This window comes from Micromonospora sp. NPDC048839, assembly GCF_040649915.1.
GTDB lineage: Bacteria > Actinomycetota > Actinomycetes > Mycobacteriales > Micromonosporaceae > Micromonospora.
The window spans coordinates 117,464-141,081 of the sequence record NZ_JBEZGL010000009.1; the positions used below are offsets into that span (position 1 = coordinate 117,464).

General features: G+C 68.4%; 15 protein-coding genes. 11 read left to right on the forward strand and 4 right to left on the reverse strand.

Going from position 1 to position 23,618, the window contains the following annotated elements:
• The first annotated feature begins 40 nt into the window (after positions 1-40).
• Both AB0C25_RS18855 and AB0C25_RS18860 read left to right on the forward strand, forming a co-directional pair.
• The gene (locus AB0C25_RS18855) at positions 41-787 is read left to right on the forward strand and encodes a response regulator transcription factor (protein WP_357374725.1); all 747 of its coding nucleotides are present in this window, start codon (positions 41-43) and stop codon (positions 785-787) included.
• Positions 765-2,270 carry a HAMP domain-containing sensor histidine kinase gene (locus tag AB0C25_RS18860; protein ID WP_357374726.1) on the forward strand — a complete coding sequence of 502 codons (1,506 nt, stop codon included), beginning with the start codon at positions 765-767 and terminating at the stop codon, positions 2,268-2,270. Before AB0C25_RS18855 ends, AB0C25_RS18860 begins: the two co-directional genes overlap by 23 nt.
• A gap of 24 nt (positions 2,271-2,294) precedes the next feature.
• Here AB0C25_RS18860 and AB0C25_RS18865 read toward each other — a convergent pair whose 3' ends face one another.
• A complete protein-coding gene (locus tag AB0C25_RS18865; protein ID WP_357375034.1) occupies positions 2,295-3,143 on the reverse strand; it encodes an arginase family protein in 849 nt (282 codons plus the stop codon).
• Between the two features lie 201 nt (positions 3,144-3,344).
• On the opposite strand from AB0C25_RS18865, the gene AB0C25_RS18870 reads away from it, so the two are divergent.
• The 4 genes from AB0C25_RS18870 to AB0C25_RS18885 all read left to right on the forward strand — a co-directional run bounded on the left by AB0C25_RS18870 (position 3,345) and on the right by AB0C25_RS18885 (position 8,436).
• Entirely contained in the window at positions 3,345-3,494 is a 150-nt protein-coding gene (locus AB0C25_RS18870) for a hypothetical protein (RefSeq protein ID WP_007459587.1), read from the forward strand.
• 17 nt (positions 3,495-3,511) lie between these two features.
• A complete protein-coding gene (locus tag AB0C25_RS18875; protein ID WP_357375037.1) occupies positions 3,512-4,942 on the forward strand; it encodes a class I SAM-dependent methyltransferase in 1,431 nt (476 codons plus the stop codon).
• Entirely contained in the window at positions 4,935-6,986 is a 2,052-nt protein-coding gene (locus AB0C25_RS18880) for a sulfatase-like hydrolase/transferase (protein ID WP_357374728.1), read from the forward strand. The genes AB0C25_RS18875 and AB0C25_RS18880 overlap by 8 nt, the downstream gene beginning before the upstream one ends.
• Before the next feature lie 166 nt (positions 6,987-7,152).
• Entirely contained in the window at positions 7,153-8,436 is a 1,284-nt protein-coding gene (locus AB0C25_RS18885; protein WP_357374731.1) for a citrate synthase, read from the forward strand.
• A gap of 917 nt (positions 8,437-9,353) precedes the next feature.
• Here the strand turns inward: AB0C25_RS18885 and AB0C25_RS18890 are convergent.
• Together AB0C25_RS18890 and AB0C25_RS18895 are read right to left on the reverse strand one after the other, a co-directional pair.
• Positions 9,354-9,998 (reverse strand): maleylpyruvate isomerase N-terminal domain-containing protein, encoded by a 645-nt coding sequence (locus AB0C25_RS18890; protein ID WP_357374733.1) that lies wholly within the window; start codon positions 9,996-9,998, stop codon positions 9,354-9,356.
• Positions 9,999-10,211: 213 nt separating this feature from the next.
• Positions 10,212-11,483, reverse strand: a complete 1,272-nt coding sequence (locus AB0C25_RS18895; RefSeq protein ID WP_357375039.1) for a glycosyltransferase family 4 protein — start codon at positions 11,481-11,483, stop codon at positions 10,212-10,214.
• Between the two features lie 496 nt (positions 11,484-11,979).
• On the opposite strand from AB0C25_RS18895, the gene glgX reads away from it, so the two are divergent.
• The 3 genes from glgX to treZ are packed head-to-tail and all read left to right on the forward strand — an operon-like array spanning position 11,980 to position 18,126.
• Positions 11,980-14,097 carry a glycogen debranching protein GlgX gene (glgX, locus tag AB0C25_RS18900; RefSeq protein WP_357374735.1) on the forward strand — a complete coding sequence of 706 codons (2,118 nt, stop codon included), beginning with the start codon at positions 11,980-11,982 and terminating at the stop codon, positions 14,095-14,097.
• 1 nt (position 14,098) lies between these two features.
• A complete protein-coding gene (gene treY / locus AB0C25_RS18905; RefSeq protein ID WP_357374738.1) occupies positions 14,099-16,405 on the forward strand; it encodes a malto-oligosyltrehalose synthase in 2,307 nt (768 codons plus the stop codon).
• The gene (gene treZ, locus AB0C25_RS18910) at positions 16,402-18,126 is read left to right on the forward strand and encodes a malto-oligosyltrehalose trehalohydrolase (protein WP_357374741.1); all 1,725 of its coding nucleotides are present in this window, start codon (positions 16,402-16,404) and stop codon (positions 18,124-18,126) included. Before treY ends, treZ begins: the two co-directional genes overlap by 4 nt.
• A 218-nt stretch (positions 18,127-18,344) precedes the next feature.
• Here treZ and AB0C25_RS18915 read toward each other — a convergent pair whose 3' ends face one another.
• Positions 18,345-21,956: an NACHT domain-containing protein gene (locus AB0C25_RS18915; protein ID WP_357374744.1), complete on the reverse strand. Its 3,612-nt coding sequence runs from the start codon at positions 21,954-21,956 to the stop codon at positions 18,345-18,347.
• Positions 21,957-22,022: 66 nt separating this feature from the next.
• Between AB0C25_RS18915 and AB0C25_RS18920 the strand changes: the two genes are divergently transcribed.
• Together AB0C25_RS18920 and AB0C25_RS18925 are read left to right on the forward strand one after the other, a co-directional pair.
• Positions 22,023-22,346: a hypothetical protein gene (locus tag AB0C25_RS18920; protein ID WP_357374746.1), complete on the forward strand. Its 324-nt coding sequence runs from the start codon at positions 22,023-22,025 to the stop codon at positions 22,344-22,346.
• A gap of 44 nt (positions 22,347-22,390) precedes the next feature.
• Positions 22,391-23,581, forward strand: a complete 1,191-nt coding sequence (locus AB0C25_RS18925; RefSeq protein ID WP_357374748.1) for a helix-turn-helix domain-containing protein — start codon at positions 22,391-22,393, stop codon at positions 23,579-23,581.
• The last annotated feature ends 37 nt before the right edge of the window (positions 23,582-23,618 follow it).

The window sequence follows — 23,618 nt, forward strand, 5'->3', positions numbered from 1 at the left end:
GCAGGGGCGTGGCACAGGCGTCGCGGCCACGATGGGACCCATGGTCACCAACGGGCAGGTCGCGCCGAGCCGGATCGAATTGCGTCGCCCCGACGGTGAACCCGTCCGGGTGCTGGTGGTCGACGACGAGGCGACGCTCACCGACCTGCTGTCGATGGCGCTGCGTTACGAGGGCTGGCAGGTCCGCAGCGCCGGCGACGGCATGGCGGCGTTGAGCGCCGCCCGACAGTTCCAGCCGGACGCCGTGGTCCTCGACGTGATGCTGCCCGACCTGGACGGCTTCCAGGTGCTGCGCCGGCTGCGCGAGCACGCCCCCACCGTTCCGGTGCTCTTCCTGACCGCCCGCGACGCCGTCGAGGAACGCATCGCCGGCCTGACCGTCGGCGGCGACGACTACGTGACCAAGCCGTTCAGCCTGGAGGAGGTGATCGCCCGGCTGCGCGCGCTGCTGCGCCGCTCCGGCTTCGCCGTCGCCGCCCGGGAGGACGCGGTCCTCACCGTCGGTGACCTCAGCCTGGACGAGGACAGCCACGAGGTCCGCCGCGACGGCCACCTGATCACCCTCACCGCGACCGAGTTCGAACTGCTGCGGTACCTGATGCGCAACCCGCGTCGCGTGCTCAGCAAGGCGCAGATCCTCGATCGGGTGTGGCACTACGACTTCGGCGGCCAGGCCAACGTCGTGGAGCTGTACATCTCGTACCTGCGCAAGAAGATCGACGCCGGTCGCGCGCCGATGATCCACACGCTGCGCGGCGCCGGCTATGTCCTCAAGCCCGCCGAGTAGCCGCCATCCACTGCGCGCCGCCCGCCGGTGGCTGGCCGGCCGCTCCCTGCGTACCCGACTGGTGTTTGCCCTTCTCGCGCTGCTGGCCGTGGTCAGTATCGCCGTCGCCGGCCTGACCACCGTGGCGCTACGGCACGTCCTGATCGACCGGCTGGACGCCGAGTTGGCGCCCGCCACGGTGATGCGGGGTGACCGCCCGGGACGGCCGGCCTTCCCGGGCAGCGGCCCGGCCATCCCACCGGGGTCCCCGTCCGGCACGGTGGTCGCCGAGATCACCGACGGCCGGGTGACGAGCGCCCGGACCCTGACCGACAGCCCGTCCGGCGACGATCCGTTCCCCGACGAGCAGACCGTCGCAGTCGGCGAGGTCGCCGCGCTGGCGGACCTGCCGGTCGACGCCACACCGCGCACCGTCGACCTGGGCGCCCGCGGCGACTACCGGGCCGTGGCCCGGCAGTACTGGGACGGTCGGGTACGCGTCGTCGCCGTCCCGCTGGCCGGGGTGCGGGAGACCGTCGCGCGGCAACTCGCCGCACAGGCCGGGGTGGTCGCCCTCGGGCTGGTCGTCGCGGGCGCCGCCGGGGCACTGATCGTGCGGGCCACGCTGCGCCCGCTCAGCCGGGTGGCCGCCACCGCCACCCGGGTCACCGAACTGCCCCTGGACCGCGGTGAGGTGGCACTCGCCGTCCGCGTCCCGACCGCGGACACCGATCCGCGTACCGAGGTCGGTCAGGTCGGCGCGGCGCTGAACCGGATGCTGGGCCACGTCGCCGACGCGCTGTCCGCGCGGCAGGCCAGCGAGACCCGGGTACGCCAGTTCGTCGCCGACGCCAGCCACGAGCTGCGCACGCCCCTCGCGGCGATCCGCGGCTACGCGGAGTTGGCCCGGCGCGGCCGCGACGAGGTTCCCGTCGACGTGGCGCACGCGCTGCGCCGGGTGGAGTCGGAGAGCACCCGGATGACCAGCCTCGTCGACGACCTGCTGCTGCTGGCCCGCCTCGACTCCGGTCGACCGCTCGCGGCGGACCCGGTCGACCTGACCGCCCTGCTGGTGGACGCGGTCAGCGACGCGCACGTCGCCGGCCCTGACCACCGCTGGCAGCTCGGCCTGCCCGAGGTGGCGATCCGGGTGCCCGGTGACGCCGCGCGACTGCACCAGGTGGTGGCGAACCTGCTCGGCAACGCCCGGGTGCACACCCCGCCCGGCAGCACTGTCGTCACCACGTTGGCCGTGGACGCCGACAGTGCCGTGCTCACCGTCGCCGACGACGGACCCGGGGTGCCGCCGGAGCTGCGACCGGAGATGTTCGAACGGTTCGCCCGCGGCGACAGCTCCCGGTCCCGGGAGCACGGCAGCACCGGCCTCGGCCTGGCGATCGTGGCGGCCGTGGTGGAGGCCCACCACGGCACGGTCGCGGTGGACAGCCGCCCCGGCCGGACCGTGTTCACCGTCCGGTTGCCCGGTCCCAGCACGGACACCTGATCGGCCCGCGGAGACAGCCGTGGGTCAGCCGCGCAGCACCTCGGCGAGGACCTCGACGACGCGTCGGGCGGAATGCCCGTCGGGGTCCTCGTCGGTGTTCAGGTCGGTCACGCTCATCCCGAGCAGCCGGTCGGCACGGGCCAGCGGGGTGACAAGCGCGATCAGGTCGGCCCAGCGCAACCCGTCCGGCTCGGGGTAGGTCACCGCGGGCAGATCGCGTGGGTCCACCACGTCCAGGTCGAGGTGGAGCCAGGCCGGCCCGTCGGAGTCGGCGGCCAGGCCCGCCCCGACCGTCGCGGCACCTCGGCGCAGCACCTCGGCGGCGTTGACCTGGCGGATCGCCGGGTCGATCCGGGCCGCCTCGACCCGGCTGCTCTCGTCGGTGGCCGGGCGGTGCCCGAGCAGACAGACGCGGCTCGGCGCGATCAGTGTGCCGTCCGGGCCGACGGCGGCGGCCGGGCCGTGCCCGGTGACCACCGAGAGGTCCATGTCGGCTGCCTCGCCGGTGGGGGAGGTCGCGCCGTCGAGGAAGTCCGGGTGGGCGTCGACGAACCACAGCTCGGACCCCGGCGGCAGGGCTCGGCAGATGCCGGGCAGGATCGCGCAGTCCCCGCCGAGGACCAGCGGTCGGTGGCCGTCCGCCAGGAGCGCGCCGACCCGCGCGGCGATCGCGCCACCGGCCCGGACCAGGCCCTCGGCGCCGATCACCCCGCTGGCCGGGTCCCGGACCGGGTCGCGCAACCGGGCCTCGTCGATCTGCCCGTCGTCGTCGGCGGACAGGGCGTCACACAGGCCGGCCCGGCGCAGCGCGGCGGGGGCCCGTTCCTCGCCGCGCCCAGCGCCGGAGGAGTCCAGCGGCGCGTCCACGATCATCCAGCGCACGTCCGCAGCGTACCGGCGCGGCCGGGCGTTTCGACCACATTCTGTGGCGAGGCTGGGAGTACGCCGATGTGCCCGCGACGGCGATGACGAGCGGCGTACGGTGATGGACAAGTCCGGCTTTCTGGGTCAAAAGCCTCACCGGTATTGCGGCCGGGACGCCGGTGTCGAAACGGCGAGCGCAAGGAGCGATCGGTGATACATCTGGCCTACCTGGACGCGGGATCCGGCAGCCTGATCGTGCAGGCGGTCGTCGGCGGGGTGGCCGGCGCCGCGGTCGCCGCCAAGCTCTACTGGCGACGCCTCGTCGACCGGTTCCGCCGGCAACCGACCGACCAGCGGTGAGCGGACCGGTCCCGACCATGGCGATCTCACCCACCGAGGTACGACCCGAGCCGGCCTCCTTCCGCGACCCCGCCAACCGCGTCTTCCACGTCGGCGACGAGGTGCTGCGCGGGCTGGACCCGCAGGCCGCCGAGCACTGGCGTGCCCTCACCGGCAGCACGTTCTTCCCGGCCCTGGTCGCCGCCCGCAAGGTGTGCGCCACCGAGGACGCCCCGTCGACACTGGTGCCCGCCGCGACCGGCGCGCCGTGGGCCGCCGTGCTGCGCCACGAGCGCATCCCGTTCGTCTCCCACCCGTACGAGTGGTCGTTCAGCATGCTGCGCGACGCCGCCCTGCTGCACCTGGAGATCCTGCACGCCGCGCTCACCGACGGCTTCACCACCAAGGACGGCTCGGCGTACAACCTGCAGTGGCGCGGCGCGGAGCCGGTCTTCATCGACATCGGCTCCTTCGAGCCGGCCCGCGACGGCGAGCCGTGGGCCGGTTACCGGCAGTTCTGCCAGACCGTGCTCTACCCGCTGATGCTCACCGCCCACCTGGGCGTCGACTTCCAACCCTGGCTGCGCGCCCGGGTCGACGGCATCGAGGCCGACGAACTCCGGCCCCTGTTCGGCGGGACCCGTCGGCTGCGCCCCGGCGTGCTGACCCACCTGCACCTGCACGGCGCCATGCAGCGCCGCAACGCCGCCGCCAGCACCACCGACGTCCGCGACCAGCTCCGGGCCGCCGGCTTCTCCCGGGAGTTGCTGCTGGCCACCGTACGCGGCATGCGGAAACTGGTCCGCAAGCTGGACCATCGCCCGGCGGAGACCCACTGGTCGGACTACCAGCACACCTGCGGCTACTCGGCCCGCGACCGGGTGGCGAAGGAACAGTTCGTCGCCGCCGCGGTGGCCGCCGGCACCCGCCCCCGCCTGGTGCTCGACCTCGGCGCCAACGACGGCCGGTACTCCCGACTGGCCGCCGGGCACGCCGACTACGTGGTCGCCGTCGAGCAGGACCCGGCGGTGGTCGACCAGTTGTACCGCACCCTGCGCGCCGAGGGGCAGCGCCGCATCCTGCCGCTGGTGCTGGACCTCGCCGACCCGTCGCCCGGCGGCGGCTGGCGGGGCGTCGAGCGGGCCGGCTTCGCCGAACGGGCGTCCGCCGACGTGGTGCTCGCCCTGGCCGTGGTGCACCACCTGGCGATCGGGCGCAACGTGCCGCTGCCGGAGGTCGTCGACTGGCTGACCGGGCTGACCGCGCCCGGCGGCGCGGTCGTGGTGGAGTTCGTCGGCCCGGAGGACCCGATGGCGACCCGACTGCTCGCCAACAAACCCGCCGGCCTCTTCCCGGACTACCGACGCGACACGTTCGAGGCGCTGCTCGCCGCCCGGGGCCGGATCACCGACCGGCTGGAACTGCCCTCGGGCACCCGCACGCTCTACCGGACGGTGGTGGGTGGCTGACCCGGCCGCCCACCCGCCAGCCCCGGACGCCCGGTCGCGACCGGCCGCCACCCGCTGGGACCAGGGCTGGCGGAGCGAGCTGGGCCGGCTGCTGGAGGTGGTCGCGCTGGTCGGGCTGGTCGTCACCCAGCCCCTGCTGGACGTGCTCGGCCGCAGCCCCGACTTCTTCCTCTTCCACCGCGCCGACACCGCCCAGATCCTGCTGCTGACCGCCCTGGTCGCGGTGCTGCCCACGCTCGCGGTGGCGCTGCTCGGCGCGCTCAGTCGACTGGCCGGCCGGACCGCCCGCGCCCTCACCCACACCGGTCTGGTCGGGCTGCTGCTCGCCGCCCTCGCCGTGCAGGTGGGCCGCCACGTGACGCCGCTTCGGGGCGTACCCCTGCTGCTGGTGGCCGTGCTGGCCGGTGCCGGCGGCGCGGCCGCGCACCGGCGGTGGCGGGCGCCGGGCCGGGCGCTGCGACTGGCCGCCGCCGGACCGGTCGCCTTCCTGGCGCTCTTCCTGCTGGCCTCGCCCACCTCGGCGGTGGTGCTGCCGCGCGGCGACGGCGGCGCGGCCGGCACCGCCCAGGGCGCCGGCGTGCACCCGCCGGTGGTCATGCTGATCCTCGACGAGCTGCCGCTGGTCAGCCTGCTCGGCGCGGACGGGCGGATCGACGCCACGCGGTATCCGCACTTCGCCGAGCTGGCCGCCGGCTCGACCTGGTACCGCAACGCCACCGGGGTCAGCGGCTGGACGCCCAACGCGCTGCCCGCCATGCTCACCGGCCGGTACCCGGCGAAGCCGGTCGCCCCGCACTACTCGCAGTACCCGGACAACATCTTCACCGCCTTCGGCGGCCTGTACGACATCCGCGCCGAGGAGAGCATCACCCGACTGTGCCCGCCCAGTCGCTGCGAACAGGCGGTCGCCCCCGAACAGGGGCTCGGCGTGCTGGCCCGGCAGACCGGCAGGCTGCTCGCCCAGCTCGCCGGGCCGACGGAGAGCGCCGTCGACCCGGAGGACTCCTACCGGGAGCAGACCCGGGCCGAGGCCGGCCTGGACGCCGCCGAGCCGGTACCGGCCGACCCGACGTTCCGTTGGGACAGCCTGGACGACAACCAACCGGCCCGGTTCACCACCTTCCTGGCCGGGCTGAAACCGACCTCCCGGCCCACCCTGCACTTCCTGCACCTGCTGATGCCGCACTCACCGTGGGCCTACCTGCCCTCCGGGGCGCGCTACGACGCCCCCGAGGACCTGCCCAACGACGGCGCCGGCTGGATCGACCTGGCCCGGCAACGCCACCTCGCGCAACTCGGCTACACCGACCGGCTGATCGGCGAGACGCTGCGGACGCTGCGCGCCAGCGGCCTCTACGACCAGGCCCTCGTCGTGGTCACCGCCGACCACGGCGTCAGCTTCCGCCCCGGCGCGCAGGGCCGGGGCATGGACGCGATCAGGGCCGCCGCCGCTGAGGTCGCCTGGGTGCCGACGTTCGTCAAGGAACCCCGGCAGCAGACCGGGCGGGTGGACGACCGCAACTGGGAACACGTCGACCTGCTGCCGACCGTCGCCGACGACGCAAACCTCCGGCTGCCCTGGCCTGTCGACGGCCGCTCCGCCCGGCAGGCCCCCCGCACCGACGGCACGAAACACTTCTACGACCGCCCCGGCGAACCCGTCACCTTCCCCGGCGGGGTGCCCGCCCCACCGCCGCCGCCGACACCGCACCCCCTGGTCGGCACCGAGGTACGCGCCGGACCGGCCGGCGGCAACGCCCGGGTGGCCGACCTGGCCGCGTTCACGGCCATGGACCCGGACACCGGCACCCTCCCGGCGCTCGTCTGGGGCGACGTCCCGGACCGGATCCCGGACGGCACGCTGCTGGCGGTGGCCGTCAACGGCCGGATCGGGGCCGTCGTCCCGGTGGTCCCGCCCGACCCAGGCGGACGTCGGTTCGCCGCGCTGCTCACCGACGACAAGCTGTTCCACGCCGGGAGCAACCAGCTCGACGTCTACCAGATCGCGACGGACGGTACGCTGCGGCGCTTCGCACTGTCCTGAACCGGTCGTCCCGCCCACCGGGAAGCCGGGTTTCCCGGTGGCCCGGTCGGGAATCGGGTGACGCATACCTCACCGCCGAACCACGGCGGGCGTTGTCCCCCGAGCCGCAATTACGGTAGAAGCGAAGGCAATTCAACGTAGATCTGCCGGCGAAGCGAGGAACCACATGACGGAAGTCAAGCTCGATCACCCCGGTGGGCAGCTGTCGATGCCGGTACACCCAGCGGTCGACGGCCCCGCCGGTATCGGGGTGAGCAAGCTGCTGAAGGAAACCGGGATGACGACGTACGACCCCGGTTTCGTCAACACCGCGGCCGCCTCATCGGCGATCACCTACATCGACGGCGACGCGGGGATCCTGCGTTACCGGGGATACCCGATCGAGCAGCTGGCCGAGAAGTCCTCCTTCCTGGAGGTCTCGTACCTGCTCATCTACGGTGAGCTGCCGACCGAGCAGCAGCTGACCGAGTTCACCGAGTGGATCCGGCGGCACTCGCTGCTGCACGAGGAGATGCGCCGCTTCTTCGACGGCTTCCCCCGGGACGCCCACCCGATGGCGGTGCTGTCGTCCGCGGTGAGCGCCCTGTCGACCTTCTACCAGGACAGCCTGGACCCGTTCGACTCCGAGCACGTGGAGATCTCCACGGTCCGGCTGATGGCGAAGGTCCCCACCATCGCCTCGTACGCCTACAAGAAGTCCATCGGGCAGCCGCTGCTCTACCCGGACAACTCGCTGGGGTACGTGGACAACCTGCTGCGGATGACCTTCGGCGTGCCGGCGGAGCCGTACGAGGTCGACCCGGTGATGTCGAAGGTGCTGGACATGCTGTTCGTCCTGCACGCCGACCACGAGCAGAACTGCTCCACCTCGACCGTCCGCCTGGTCGGCTCCAGCAACGCCAACCTGTTCGCCTCGGTCTCCGCCGGCGTGAACGCGCTGTTCGGCCCGCTGCACGGCGGCGCCAACCAGGCGGTGCTGGAGATGCTCCAGCAGATCCACGCCGGCGACGACGACGTCCGTTCCTTCGTCCGCAAGGTGAAGAACAAGGAGGACGGCGTCAAGCTGATGGGCTTCGGCCACCGGGTCTACAAGAACTACGACCCGCGGGCGGCGATCGTCAAGAAGGCCGCGCAGGACGTGCTGGGCCGGATGGCCAAGCCCGACCCGCTGCTGGACATCGCCATGGAGCTGGAGGAGATCGCCCTCGCCGACGACTTCTTCGTCTCCCGTCGGCTCTACCCGAACGTGGACTTCTACACCGGCCTGATCTACAAGGCCATGGGCTTCCCGACGAAGATGTTCACGGTGCTCTTCGCGCTCGGCCGGCTCCCCGGCTGGATCGCCCAGTGGCGCGAGATGATCAGCGACCCGGAGACCAAGATCGGCCGTCCTCGGCAGGTCTACGTCGGTGCGCCCGAGCGGGACTACGTCCCCTTCGCCGAGCGCTGACACCCGCTCCTCGCTTCACCAGCAGGCCGTCGACCCCTTTCGGGTCGGCGGCCTGCGGCCTTTCCCCGGCGTTGGTCGGGCCGGGTCGGCGCTGGTCGGGCCGGGGTCGGCGTTGGTCGGGCCGGGTCGGCGCTGCTCGGGCGGGGGTCGGCGTTGCTCGGGCGGGGGTCGGCGTTGGTCGGGCCGGGGTCGGCGCTGCTCGGGCCGGGTCGGCGCTGCTCGGGCCGGGTCGGCGTTGGTCGGGCCGGGTCGGCGTTGGTCGGGCGGGGGTCGGCGTTGGTCGAGCGGGTCGGCGCTGCTGGAACCGGGGTCGGCGCTTCTCGGGTCGGTCGGCCTACTCTCCTTCGCGTCGGCGGGGCTTGCGCTTGATCGACTCGGCTTTCGTGATGTCGGGGTGTCCGGGTGCGATTGATGGCCCGACTTTCAGGATGGCGAGTTGATCATTTGGGCGGACGCCCCGGTTTTCAGTAAAGCGAGTTGATCAGCGCGGGGTGTGGCACGACGCCGCGTCCCCGGTGCTGTCCGTGCTGGGCGATTTACGGTGCTGTTGCCCGCTTGGCCGAGTCATCGCCACGTCCCCGATACGATGTTCTGCACCCGGCCAAAGCGGGGCAAACAAGCCCAGGGGGCGTTGTCGTGTCGGATGAACGGGCCGCTCGCCGGGGGTCGCGGCTCCTACGCGCCGTTCGGACGACAGGTGAGGGCCAGTCGGCGACGACCCTCGAGTTGTTCTTCGACCTGGTGTACGTCTTCGCGATCACTCGGGTGAAATTCTCATCCGGGCTGAGGCCTCAGAACGTCGCACCCGCGGCGGCCGTGCCCGAGCGCAGGCCTCAGAACGTCGCACCCGCGGCGGCCGTGCCCGAGCGCAGGCCTCAGAACGTCGCACCCGCGGCGGCCGCGCCCGAGCGCAGGCGTCAGAAGGCGGCGATGTCCTGTGCGCGCTCGCTGCGGCTCAGTGCGCTGATCAGCGCGGACTGACCACGGCGGCGTACGGCCAGTCGCACGAGCAGATCGCGTACGGGGTCGAAGACTTCCGCCGGGAACGTCGGCGTGGGCACCCCGACGCTCACGGCGAGGTCATCGCTGTGCACGACGATCTCCAGTTGGCGCGTGAGCAGGAAGTCGTTGCGGCGCAGGGCCCAGCCCTGCCAAGGGATCGGAACGACCGCACGAGCGCCACCTCGGGAGAGCAGGTGATCCACTTCCTTCAGGGCGAGGACGGATCGGGCGCGCAGGCGGGCCAGGCCCTGTGCGGCTTCGGCTTCGTCGGGACCCGCGGCTACCGACTCCTCGTCCGGAGAGCCCTCGGTGACCCAGGCGGCCCGCTCGTAGTGGCCGTCGGCCGACTCCAGCAGAGGCAGGTCGGTCGACATTGGCAGCAGGTGCGCCGCGTGTACCGTCTGACGTCCCAGGTGGCACGCCAGGGCTCCCACGGACAGGTGCGGCAGCGCGCTCGGACGCGACCACTGCTCGGACACCTCAGGTCGCCGGATCAGGTCCAGCGCGATCGAGGCGGCCACCGGGAAGGCGGCATCCAGGGCGTCAACAGGGCGAGACATTCGCACATTCTGACCGACCGGGCCGACCGGCGCAGAGCTGCGCCCCCCGGCCCGACGGGCCGATACCGAGCCGAACGGCGCGCTCGTCACGACATGATCGACTCGGCTTTCCGGAAGTCGCGGGGTCCCGAGCACCGGGACACCCCGACTTCAAGAAAACCGAGTCGATCAACCGCCGGGCCGTCGATCACGCGCAAACGGGGGCCAGCAGCGTCAGCGCAGGCCGGCGGCGGCGAGCAGGTTGCCCTCGGGTAGCGCCGGAAGCGCCCGCCCCTGGGACATGCGCTGCTCGGCGCGTTGGGAGGTGAACGCGGCGTCGGTGGCGATGGCGGCGGCGTAGCTGGCGGCGGTGCGCTGGGCGATCGCCGACCAGCCGTACTGGTCGTGGACCATCCGGCGGGCACGACGGGCCATGACGCGGGAGCGGTCGGGGTCGGACAGCAGCGCGTCGATCGCGTCGGTGAGCCCGTCAGGGTCGTGCGGGCGGAAGGTCATCCCGGTCACGCCCGGCTCGACGATCTCACCGAGGCCACCGGTGGCGGCGACGGCCAGCGGTGCGCCGGCTGCCGCGCCCTCCAGGGCCACCATGCCGAACGGCTCGTAGATGCTCGGCACGGCGAAGCAGTCGGACGCGGCCATCAACGCCGGCAGGTCGGTGCCGCCCAGGAAGCCCGGCATGGTGACCATCCCGCCGAGGCCGCGGCGGTGCACCTCGGCCTCCAACTCGGCGCGGTACGGGCCGTCGCCGGCGATCACGGCGCGCAGCCCGGGGTGCCGCTCGCGCAGCCGGGGCAGCGCGGCGATCAGGTGCTGGACGCCCTTCTCGTAGACGAGGCGGCCGGCGAAGGTGACCAGCGGGCCGTCTGCGGCGAACCGGGCGCGGGCGGCGGCCACCGCGCGGGCCGGCACCCGCCAGCGGTGCGGCTCCACGCCGTTGGCGACCACGTCGACCCGGGCGGTCGGTACGTCGAACAGGGCGTTCACCTCGTCGCGCATGTATCCGGAGCAGACGATCACCCGGCCGGACTCACTGGTGAGCCACTGCTCGACGCCGTGGATGGTGCGGTTCATCTCCTCCGGCAGCCAGCCCTGGTGCCGCCCCGCCTCGGTGGCGTGGATCGTGCTGACCAGCGGGATGTCCAGGTGGTCGCGCAACGTCATCGCGGTGTGCGCGACGAGCCAGTCGTGGGCGTGGATGACGTCGTAGCTGCCGGCCTGGGTGGCGCGCAGTGCGGTGCGGGTGAGGGTGTGGTTGAAGGCCATGGTCCAGGCCAGCAGCGAGTCGGTGGCGAGGGGGAAGGTGACCGGGTCTTCGGGGGCGCGCAGGATGCGGACGCCGTCGGCGTACTCCTCCATGGGCGCACCCTCGGTGTGGCGGGTGACGACGGTGACCTCGTGGCCGGCGGCGGCGAGGGCGACGGAGAGCGCGTGCACGTGGCGACCGAGACCGCCGACGAGCACCGGCGGGTACTCCCAGGACAGCATCAGGATGCGCTGGGTCTGCGGGGGCACCCCGGGGCCGGGCTGCGCCGGCACGCCAGCAGCCGGCGCGACAACGGCGGGCACGACCACACCGGGCTGGGTCGGGAGCGGGGACCGGGAGGTCAGGGTGGGCCGGTGGGCCCGGTCCTTGGTGGCTGTGTGCTGCTCGTCGACCCGCAGGGTCACATCAATCTCCGTCCATGCATGGTGATACGCCGGCATCAGTGGCGGCGGAGTGAGGTGTAAGGGGTGGCGAAGGGCCAGGCGGAACACGCGCGAACGCTTGTCCCCGGTCAAGGAAAGTCCATCGGGCCGCAGAACGCACCTCGAAAAGGGTCATCGTGACGGAGGACACCTGAGGGGTGTAGTGCGCATCAGACAGGTGGTTTTCAGCCATCGCCTGAAAGGATGGATTGGCGCTGCCGGGCGGGGGGCAATAGCTGCGTGCGCGCGGGCATGCGTCGGCCGGTGCGGGCACAACCATGGTCTAAGGAGCAACATGCAGGTCTGGCCGGGCGAGCGGTACCCCCTGGGCGCCACCTACGACGGGATGGGCACCAACTTCGCCATCTTCTCCGAGGTGGCCGACAGGATCGAGCTCTGCCTCTTCGACGAGTGGGACACCGGCACGGAGCGCCGCGTCGAGCTGCGTGAGGTGGACGCCTACGTGTGGCACGCGTACCTGCCGGGCATCGAGCCGGGGCAGCGCTACGGCTACCGGGTGCACGGCCCGTACGACCCGGCCAACGGGCTGCGTTGCAACCCGCACAAGCTGCTGCTCGACCCGTACGCGAAGGCCATCGACGGTGACGTCCAGTGGGACCCGGCGGTCTACGACTACGACATGGCCGAGCCGGAGAAGATGAACGAGGCCGACTCGGCGCCGTTCATGCCGAAGTCGGTGGTGGTCAACCCGTACTTCGACTGGGGCAACGACAAGCCGCCGCGCACCCCTTACCACCACTCGGTGATCTACGAGGCGCACGTGCGCGGGCTGACCATGCGCCACCCGGACATCCCGGAGGAGCTGCGCGGCACGTACGCGGGCATCGCCTCCCCGCCGATGATCGACTATCTGACCCGGCTCGGGGTGACGGCGATCGAGCTGATGCCTGTGCACCAGTTCATCCACGACAACCGCCTCAGCGACCTGGGGCTGCGCAACTACTGGGGTTACAACACCATCGGGTTCTTCGCCCCGCACCACGGCTACTCGGCGCTGGGCCGCACCGGCCAGCAGGTGCAGGAGTTCCGGGGCATGGTCAAGGCGCTGCACGCCGCCGGCATCGAGGTCATCCTCGACGTGGTCTACAACCACACCGCCGAGGGCAACCACCTCGGCCCGACGCTGAGCTTCAAGGGCGTGGACGCCCCCAGCTACTACCGGCTCAGCGAGGAGGACCGCCGCTACTTCGTCGACTACACGGGCACCGGCAACAGCCTCAACGTGCGCAGCCCGCACTCCCTGCAACTGATCATGGATTCGCTGCGCTACTGGGTGACCGAGATGCACGTCGACGGTTTCCGCTTCGACCTGGCGGCCACCCTGGCCCGCGAGTTCTACGAGGTGGACCGGCTCTCCACGTTCTTCGAGGTGGTGCAGCAGGACCCGGTGGTCAGTCAGGTGAAGCTGATCGCCGAGCCGTGGGACGTCGGCCCCGGCGGCTACCAGGTGGGCAACTTCCCGCCCCTGTGGACGGAGTGGAACGGCAAGTACCGCGACACCGTGCGGGACTTCTGGCGCGGCGAGCCGGCCACCCTCGCCGAGTTCGCGTCGCGGATCTCCGGCTCCGCCGACCTCTACCAGGACGACGGCCGCCGCCCGTTCCACAGCATCAACTTCGTCACCGTGCACGACGGGTTCACCCTCAACGACCTGGTGTCGTACAACGACAAGCACAACGAGGCCAACGGCGAGGACAACCGCGACGGCGAGAGCCACAACCGCTCCTGGAACTGCGGCGTCGAGGGCGACACCGACGACGAGGCGGTGCTCGCCCTGCGCGCCAAGCAGCGGCGCAACTTCCTGGCCACCCTGATGCTGTCGCAGGGCGTACCGATGATCGGCCACGGCGACGAGCTGGGCCGCACCCAGCACGGCAACAACAACGTCTACTGCCAGGACAGCGAGCTGGCCTGGGTCGACTGGGACAACGTCGACGAGCAGCTGCTGGAGTTCGTCCAGACGTTGACCGCGTTCCGCAAACGGCACCAGGTGTTCCGCCGCCGCCGGTTCTTCACCGGCCTGCCGGTGAACGGGCGCGGCATCGACGAGCCGCTGCCCGACCTGGCCTGGCACACCCCGGACGGGCGGGAGATGACCGGCGAGGACTGGGGCAACGACTTCGGCCGTTCGGTGGCGCTGTTCGTCAACGGTGAGGGCATCCGCGAACGCGGCCAGTACGGCCAGAAACACCACGACGCGTCGTTCCTGCTCTGCTTCAACGCCCACGACGCGCCGCTGGACTTCACCATGCCCGGTTCCGAATACGGCCAGAAGTGGGAACGGGTGATCAGCACTGCCGAACCCGAGCCGGGCGACCCCACGGTGATCAGCGCGGGCGGCACCATCCGGGTGCCGGACCGGTCCCTCGTCGTGTTGGAGAGGACGATCTGACATGCCGGCCACCCCTCCGAAGGCCACCTACCGCATCCAGGTCCGTCCCGGCTTCGACCTGGACGCCACCGCCGCGATCCTCGACTACCTCGCCGACCTGGGCGTCAGCCACCTCTACACGGCCCCGCTGCTGACCGCCACCCCCGGTTCGCAGCACGGCTACGACGTGGTCGACCACCGGGCGGTCAACCCGGAGCTGGGCGGCGAGGCCGCCCGGCAGCGACTGTTGGGCGCGCTGCGCGACAGGCAGCTCGGCCTGGTCGTCGACATCGTGCCCAACCACGCCGGTGTCGCCGTACCCCCGGCCAACCCGGCCTGGTGGGACGTGCTGCGCCGGGGGCGCGACTCGTCGTACGCCGACTGGTTCGACATCGACTGGGACCGGGGCCGGCTGCTGCTGCCGGTGCTCGCCGACGACCCGGCCGCCCTGGACGACCTCAAGGTGGTCGACGACGAGCTGCGCTACCACGAGCACCGCTTCCCGATCGCCGACGGCACCGGCGACGGCACCGCCCGCCAGGTGCACGACCGGCAGCGCTACGAGCTGGTCTCCTGGCGGCGCGGTGACGCCGAGCTGACGTACCGCCGGTTCTTCGCCATCGCGGGCCTGGCCGGTCTGCGCGTGGAGGACCCGGCGGTGTTCGCCGCCACCCACGAGCTGATCCTGCGCTGGGCCGCCGCCGGGGAGGTCGACGGCATCCGCGTCGACCACCCGGACGGCCTGCGCGACCCGGGCGGCTACCTGACCCGGTTGCGGGCCGCCGCGCCGGACGCCTGGCTCGTGGTGGAGAAGATCCTGGAGTACGGCGAGGAGTTGCCGGACTGGCCGGTGGACGGCACCACCGGCTACGAGGCGCTGGCCGCGGTGAACGGGTTGTTCGTCGACACCGACGCCGAGGGCGACTTCACGGTGCTGGACACCCAGCTCGTCGGGCGGCACACCTCCTGGGAGGACCTGACCCATGCCACCAAGCTGGCCGCCGCCACCGGGCTGCTCGCCGCCGAGCTGACCCGGCTGGCCGCGCTCGCCCCCGAGGTGCCCACCGAGCAGGCCCGAATGGCACTCGCCGAGCTGGCCGCCGCGTTCGAGGTCTACCGGGGCTACCCGCCGCACGGCGCCCGGCACCTCGCGGCCGCCCGCTCCGAGGCCGGCCGCCGCCGCCCCGACCTGGCCGGTGCCCTGGACGCGGTCACCCGCCGACTGCGGAACCCCGATGACGAGCTGGCGCAACGGTTCCCGCAGCTCACCGGCGCGGTGATGGCCAAGGGCGTGGAGGACACCGCGTTCTACCGGTGGACCCGGTTCGTGGCGCTCAACGAGGTCGGCGGCAGCCCCGCCCACTTCGGGGTGCCGCCGGCGGAGTTCCACCGCTTCGCTGGCGCTCAGCAGGTCCGCTGGCCGGCCACCATGACCACCGTCGCCACCCACGACACCAAACGCGGCGAGGACGTCCGCGCCCGCCTCGCCGTGCTCAGCGAACTGCCGGGCCGCTGGGCCGAGCAGGTCAAGACCTGGATGGAGTACGCGCCGCTGCCCGACCCGGCGTTCGCCCACCTGCTGTGGCAGACCGCCGTCGGCGCGTGGCCGATCGAACGGGAACGGCTGCACGCGTACGCCGAGAAGGCCGCCCGGGAGGCCGCGGCCTCGACCAGTTGGGCGGACCCCGACCCGGCCTTCGAACAGGCCATGCACGCGGTCATCGACCGGATGTACGACGACCCGAGCCTGCACGACGAGCTGACCGAACTCGCCGCCGCCATCACCCCCGCCGGCTGGTCCAACTCGCTCGGGCAGAAACTCGTGCAACTCACCATGCCCGGCGTCCCGGACACCTACCAGGGCACCGAGTTGTGGGACAACTCCCTCGTCGACCCGGACAATCGGCGCCCGGTCGACTTCGACGTACGCCGAGAGTTGCTGGCACGCCTCGACGGCGGCTGGCGTCCCCCGATCGACACCGACGGAGCGGCGAAGCTGCTCGTCGTGTCGCGGACCCTGCGGTTGCGACGGGCGCACCCGGAGCTGTTCACCGGCTACCGGCCGGTGCCGGCGCACGGGCGGCTGGGGCGGCACGCGGTGGCGTTCGACCGGGGCGGCGCGATCACCGTCGCCACCCGGCTGCCGCTGGGCCTGGCCCGCGCCGGCGGCTGGTGCGACACCGCGCTGTCGCTCCCCGTTAACGAGGTTAAGGACCTGTTCACCGGTCGGGTCTACAGTGGCGGGGAGACCCCTCTGGACGACCTTCTGTCCGACTATCCCGTCGCACTGCTGGCCCCACCCACCGCTGCCGTGGAGGCTGCGTCATGACCGAATTCTCCGTGTGGGCACCGGACGCCACCCGCGTGCGGCTACGCCTGACCGGTGACGCCGACCACGAGATGCGCGCCGCCGCCGACGGCTGGTGGCGCGTCGACGTCCCCAACGCCGGCCTCGACTACTCCTTTCTGCTGAACGACGACGAAACCCCGCTGCCCGACCCCCGGTCACCGTGGCAGCCTGCTGGTGTGCACGGGCCCAGCCGCCGCTACGACCACTCGGCCTTCGCGTGGTCCGACACCTCGTGGACCGGCCGGCAACTGCCCGGCAGCATCCTCTACGAGCTGCACATCGGGACCTTCACCCCGGAAGGCACCTTCGACGCGGCCATCGACCGCCTCGACCACCTGGTGTCACTGGGCGTCGACCTGATCGAGCTGCTCCCGGTCAACGCCTTCAACGGCGAACACAACTGGGGGTACGACGGCGTCTGCTGGTACGCCCCCCACCAGCCCTACGGCGGCCCCGACGGCCTGAAACGGTTCGTCGACGCCGCCCATGCGCGCGGTCTGGGGGTGATCCTCGACGTTGTCTACAACCATTTCGGGCCCTCCGGGGCCTACGCGCCGCAGTTCGGCCCCTACCTGGCCGAGCAGAGCAACAGTTGGGGCCGCTCGATCAACCTGGACGGCCCGCACTCCGACGAGGTACGCCGCTACATCATCGACAGCGTCCTCATGTGGCTGCGCGACTACCACGTCGACGGTCTGCGGCTCGACGCCGTGCACGCCCTGCCCGACTCGCGGGCGGTGCCCATCCTGGAAGAACTGGCGATTGCCGTCGAGTCGCTGTCGACGCACGTGGGGCGGCCGTTGTCGCTGATCGCCGAGTCCGACCTCAACGACCCGCGGCTCATCACGCCACGGGAGGCGGGCGGGTTCGGGCTGCACGCGCAGTGGAACGACGACGCCCACCACGCGCTGCATACTCTCCTTACCGGCGAGCGGCAGGGGTATTACGGGGACTTCGGCTCGCTGGAGACGTTGTCTGATGTGCTGACGGGTGGGTTCTTCCACGCCGGCACCTTCTCCAGCTTCCGCAACCGGCACCACGGGCGGCCTGTTGATCCTCGGGTTCCTGGGCACCGGTTCGTGGCCTACTTGCAGAATCACGACCAGATCGGGAACCGGGCTACCGGGGATCGGATCTCTGCCTCCTTGTCTCCCTCGCTGCTGCGGGTTGGGGCCACATTGCTGTTGACGGCTCCGTTCACTCCGATGTTGTTCATGGGGGAGGAATGGGCGGCTTCTACGCCTTGGCAGTTCTTCACCTCGCACCCCGAGCCGGAGTTGGCGTCTGCGGTGCGTAGCGGGCGGCGGCGGGAGTTCGCTTCGCACGGGTGGCCGGAGGGGGACGTGCCGGATCCGCAGGACCCGGAGACGTTCGTACGGTCGCGGTTGGACTGGGCGGAGCTGGACAAGCCTGAGCATGCTTCGATGCTGGCGTTCTACCAGCGGTTGATCGGGCTGCGGCGGTCTTGCCCTGATCTGTCGGATCCTCGGTTGCACGCGGTGTCTGTGCAGCATGGGGACCAGTTTTTGGTGATGCGGCGGGGGGACACGCTTGTTGTCGCCAACCTGGCTGGGCGGGGGCAGGGGGTGTCGCTGCCTGGGGTGGCGCGGCGGGTGTTGCTGGCTACGGGGGAGGGGGTCACGGTGATGCGGGACCGGATCCAGTTGCCAGCGGAGACTGCGGCGATCGTGGCGCTATAAGCGAGGTCAAATTTCACGGATCACGTTAAAGAATAGTCCATTCCGTTACTCCGTCGCTCCTGATTCGGATAGAGGAAGCCCTTTGTCAGTAGGCAGCAAGGCCACCCTCCCCTGAACTGCGGGCACTTTCGAAGGCTCAACTTTTAGCGAATGGCGTCTGTTCGCTGGAAGTTGCCCGAGGTCAAGGTGGGGAAAGCTTTAGCTAGAAATGCGGCAATTTAATCGAAGATTACCCCGCTAAGCTCCAAAGAGTCGCGGACACTTCTCCTTGTCACCAAAGATTCACTTAGGCGGAGCCCTCTGAGGTGTTGGTTGAAGGAGATTCTCGATTTAACTACTCCTGTCGCAATCTCAATTGTCAAAAGCTCACCAGCGTTCGTCGATACGAGAACCTTGTCGTGGGCGTTGGTGCCCTCCACCAGATTTGCGCCCAGCGCCAAGGGCGTCGACCATTGAGGCGACGGCGAGTCAATGCGAAACATGTCAACGCTCTGTCGCGTGGCGGCCAGAATTGTTCGACCGTCAGGCAGAAGCTCGAACCCAACGGGCGAGCTTTGGTACTCTCCTGAGCGCCACAGCAGATTTCCGTTGATCGAATAAAGTGATGCGGTTCCCTCGTAGATCCAAAAATGGCCGTCATTGAAGTGCCAGAAAGAAGGCTCATTGGAGTCCTCTACTGCGGAAATCTCCCTGACGTCAATTTTATCCAAGTCCAAGAACTGTAGCCATTCATTATTCTGTCTGCGGTAAATGTTCCTGGACGCATGATCCAGATAACAGATTCCAAATTCGGGAGAGTGGAAGACGTATAAGTCGTCGAGACTGATGGGAAATTCTAGCGTTCCTATGCTGGAAAAGCTTACAGGATCGACGATGTTGCAGCGATTCGAAAGTGGGTCTTCGAGAACGGCTAGGGCTGGACGGCCCTGCCAGATTAAGTTCGTGAATCCTGCTCCGGCTACACGGTGAACGACCCTTCCGACTCCTGTATCAAGGATCGCCCATTCCCGCCTTCGGTAACCTCTGTCCAGATGGTGTTCCATTGGACCACTAAATTCTCGGACTTCTATCGCCATAAGGCCCTTCGACAGAAACCGCCCACCTCGCCAATCACGCTTCATTGCTCCCTCAAATATAACTTTGGGTTGAGTCTCTAGGTCATCTGAAGACCATTTCAGAATGCTGTCTCCAACTCGGGCTATTGGGCACCCTGAAGGTGAAAATCCCATCCCCCAGACCGCCCGACCTCCTCGTAGGAGCTCTTCAGTATCCAAATTCGCTCCCCTGGCATCGGCGTCTACCAGGTAAATGTGCCTTACATTCCCTGATCGCAGATCACAATTTTGCAAATTCGCCTGACTTAGATTTGGCACCATCAGATAAAATTCTTTATTTATCCCAGGAAGAGATAGTCCGCTCAGGTCGAGTGCAGCAGTTTCTGATACTGCAATTCTACTGAGAAGCCCAAGTGTCAGGGCACCTAGGTAGCCGGTCGAACCCGGAGTCTTTCGCATGGCGGAAATAATGTTGAGGAGTTGCTCACGTTGGTCTCCGACCATGGATGATAGGAAATCAACCAACGCCTCGGTAGGTGGTTCCCCGCCAACAGTCCTGGCGATCTCCTCAATTGCTTCGGGCTGAAAAGAGGCGATTTCCGGCAATCGCCCTTCGCGTCGTGGTAGTAGGAAGTACTCCGACCATCGGTAGCTGTTCGCGGCCGGTGTCGGCTCCACGGCATCAAGGAATTCTTCGCCAAGCGCACCCATCTGGGCAGCTATTTTGAAAGCAACCAAGAACTCTAAGAGGGATTTGTGGGCTGGGGCGTAGTCGCCCCCTGCGTTTCGAATAAGAAGTGTCTGGCTTCTCATGTCGTGATGCCAATAGTCTAGGTCAGAAGCTTCTTCGACAATCGTGCCGAAAAGTTGTCGAATCCTCTGAGGGAACTCTCGATAGTTGATACTCAACTTGCCACTCGACAGCATCTCCCACGAGAGCTCGCACATGAAATAGAGCTTGTCGGCAAAGGACGTAAACGTCCGCTCAGCTCTGATGTCCCGATCGATTTTTCGGCGCACCGCATAGAGGTACACACGTGCTAGGTCCATCTTCGCACCCGCCTCGATCTCAGGCAGCGCGTCTAGTACAAGCTCTGACATCACCGGACGTCGCATGAGGTCCAGAAGGACATCATCGTTCATGATGAGAGATGTCGTAGGTTCATCCGTCAGGTTGCGGAGCATTAGCCGGACCTGATCGTCGTCGAACGGCTTCAGCTCCACGACCTCAAAGCGCGGGACTTCGGGGTCGAGGTTTATTGTCGAGTTACGCAATTTAGCTGCTAAGAGGTCACGGCCCTCCTTATCAGTGGGGAAATGTTCTGTCCGACAACTGAGAAGCACCTTCGCTCCCGGCACTACCACCGAAGCCAGTTCCCAAAAATTGTTGACCATCGCCTGCCGGTCGACTCGGGCCGCCATCTCGTCGAATCCGTCGAATATGAGAAGCAATCGTCCCATCTGGTTGAGCTCACGAAATACTGAGTATCCGCCTGGCAAAATTTCATGTTTGCGGAAGAAGAATTCCGAGAATAGGGATTCCACGGTCACTGCTTTTGCGTAATCCCGAAGAGGTATCACGAGGGGAAGGCGAGGCCGCGGCAACCCCTTCTCCTTGGCTACTCGCCAAAGCTTGGCTATTTGCCAGGCGAAATGCAGTGTGAACCATGTCTTTCCGGTGCCGAACTCTCCAAGTAGCGACAGATGCTCCTTGGATGGATCTTCGAGCCAACTCGTGACGTACGAATCGAGCCCGCCGGTGCGCCAATCGTATTCGCTTTTGGCGACACCCTTCTCATTGGCCTTGTCATACTCTGATTTGACGCAAGAAAGGGGGACGTATTGCTCTTCGATTTGACGTGCGCCGACCTCCTTCTCAAGCCAATCGATGTAAGGCTCAAAATCTGCGTCCTCATCAAGGAGTTCGTCGAAGGTGTAGCAGGTGACCGATTGATTGCCTTTTGCTGCGAATTCTCGGGCAGCTGCACTAACCCTTCTGGGTGCGACACACCAGCCTTCGACGGCATTGGTGGAGCTGACCCGTCGTTGCATTCTCGCAACGTGTGAGACGGCCAATTCACCGTCTGTTCCGAGAACCACTACATGCTCGAATCGACCACGTCGAACCGGCACCCTGATCAGCCATTCGAATGATTCATCATCAATGCTCAACTGCGCATCGATTAGGTAGCCGACGGCCCGAAACCAGCCAGCAAGATCACCTGCTAGGCGTTCTGCAGGGGTCGCGGACGCCCGCTCGGGTTCTCGGTCTTGCCTTTTCGACTCCTCTTCGATCCTGACACGCTCTAGGTTGTCCAGTGCGGTCCGTATCTCGTCAACTTTCAGCTCAAGTCGCGCGTCTGCTGCCGGCCTACTGCGATCGACTAGGCGGTGAAATACGTCCAGGAAATAGGGTAGCTCTTCTTTTATCCAACTTCCGAACCCCTGGCGATCGCGAGACTCGGAGAGACGATCGACCAAGTTGCCGGCCTCGTCATTCCAGCGAGACCAGTCGTTGGTTGAAAAAGAAGACCAGAAGGCATCTCGCAGGTGCTCGTCACGGAAAAAATCCAGGACCTGATTCGGCTTCCCGTACCCAAACTCGACTAAGGAGTAGGCGTAGAGTGCCTCGAAGTCTCTTGGTGGCACGCGAGGGTCTAGGTGTAGTTGTTTGAGGGTCCTGATTACTGCCTCTTGGCGTTTGGCAAAATCAAGGGTTGGTTGCGCCGCGACCTTCGCCAGAATGCTGAACGCTGCCTCGATTATACCTGTCAAGGTGACTCTCCGTCGCCATATTGGAATAGCTGTTCGCGGGACTGGTTCTATGCGAGTAGAACTTAGATGTGGTACACGCTGAGTCACCTTGAAGTCAAGCGTCAGTCGGGTATCCGTCTGGTGGGCTGGCGCAGCCGCCGGCTTGGTGGTCGCGCGCGGCTACTTGTGTCGGAATCTGCCACCTGGGATCTGGGCCTGGAGGGTTTAGCCACATCCGCCATGGCAGCAACGGCGGCGCTGTCGGATCGACTGAGTGATCAACGTTTAGCATTATTTAGTCTTCAGGTTGTGCTGATCACACGGACATTCGACGCGAATTCCGGTATTCACGCAGGTGCAAAGCTATTCACGCACTTCGGTGATGGCGATATGGGCTGCGAGGCGTGTTAGGGTCGGGTAAACATCCCAGTCCTCCACTTGAAGTTGGGCGCGACATGGCGAAGAGGCCGGGCACAATCGGTGCCAGGATTCGGTACTGGCGAATGCGCCGCGGCGGCATGACCCAGGCTGTGCTCGCTGGGCTAGCTGGCGTTACCCAGTCCTACGTGTCGCAGGTCGAGTCCGGCCGTAAGACCATCGACCGCCGCTCCACCCTGGTCGCTCTCGCTGCCGCACTTCAGGTCACGGTGGCCGATCTGCTCGGCCAGGGCACCGAGTCCGGGGATCCGGCCCGTGAGAGCGCCGCCGAGTGTGTGCCGGCGGTCTGGTCGGCCCTGATCGAGATCGAGGACGGCGAGCGCCGCCCGTCGGCCTACACCCAGGATCAACTGACGGCCGAGATCGCCCGCGCCGACCGGCTCCGCAACTCGTGCAACTACCCGGCCATGGCCCGCTTGCTCCCCACTCTGCTGCTCGAAGCCGCCGCCGTGGGTGGCGTCGCGCTCGCTCAGGTCGCTTACCTAGCCTCCACCTGCCTCAGGCACCTCGGCTATCGCCACTTGGCCCTCAACGCTTCCCGGATATCCGTATCGGCTGCTGAGGACGTTGAGGATCGAGCGTGGATCGGGGCATCCCGGTTTATTTACGCGCAGAGCCTGCCGATCGAGTCTGCGCGCTTGGCAGCCAGAGTCAGTAACCGCTCGCTGGTGGAGCTTCAGGGCAACGCAACCGATGTCCGGGTGCGGCAGATGCTTGGTCAGCTTCACCTCATGGCAGCGCTGGCCTCGACCGTGGACGCTCGCCCGGACGATGCTCGTGACCACCTCGCAGAGGCCACCCGTGAGGCAGCGAGTCTGGGAGATCCGGCCGACGGAGGCGGCTTCAACGGCTGCTGCTTCGGCCCGACCAATGTGGGGCTCTGGAAGATGTCCATCGCGGCTGAGCAGGGCGAGTACGGCAAGATAATCGAGCTGTCCCGGACAGTGCGACCGCAGGTGCTCAAGGCATCCAATCGCCAACTGTCGTACTGGCTCGACATCGGGCGAGCGCTCGCGGACGGTGGTCGTCGGGACTCCGAGGCCCTCGCCGCATTCATTCGGGCCGAGCAGGCCGCGCCAATCCCGTTCGCCATCAACCCCCTTGCCCGCGATGCCGTGGTGACCCTGGCCCAGCGTGCCCAACGCCGAGCCATCCCCGACGACCTGCGGCTGCTTGCCGGCCGCATCGGCATCAACCTGGCCACATAACTGCCAGTAATCACCGCATCACCAATCCCCCCTAGTG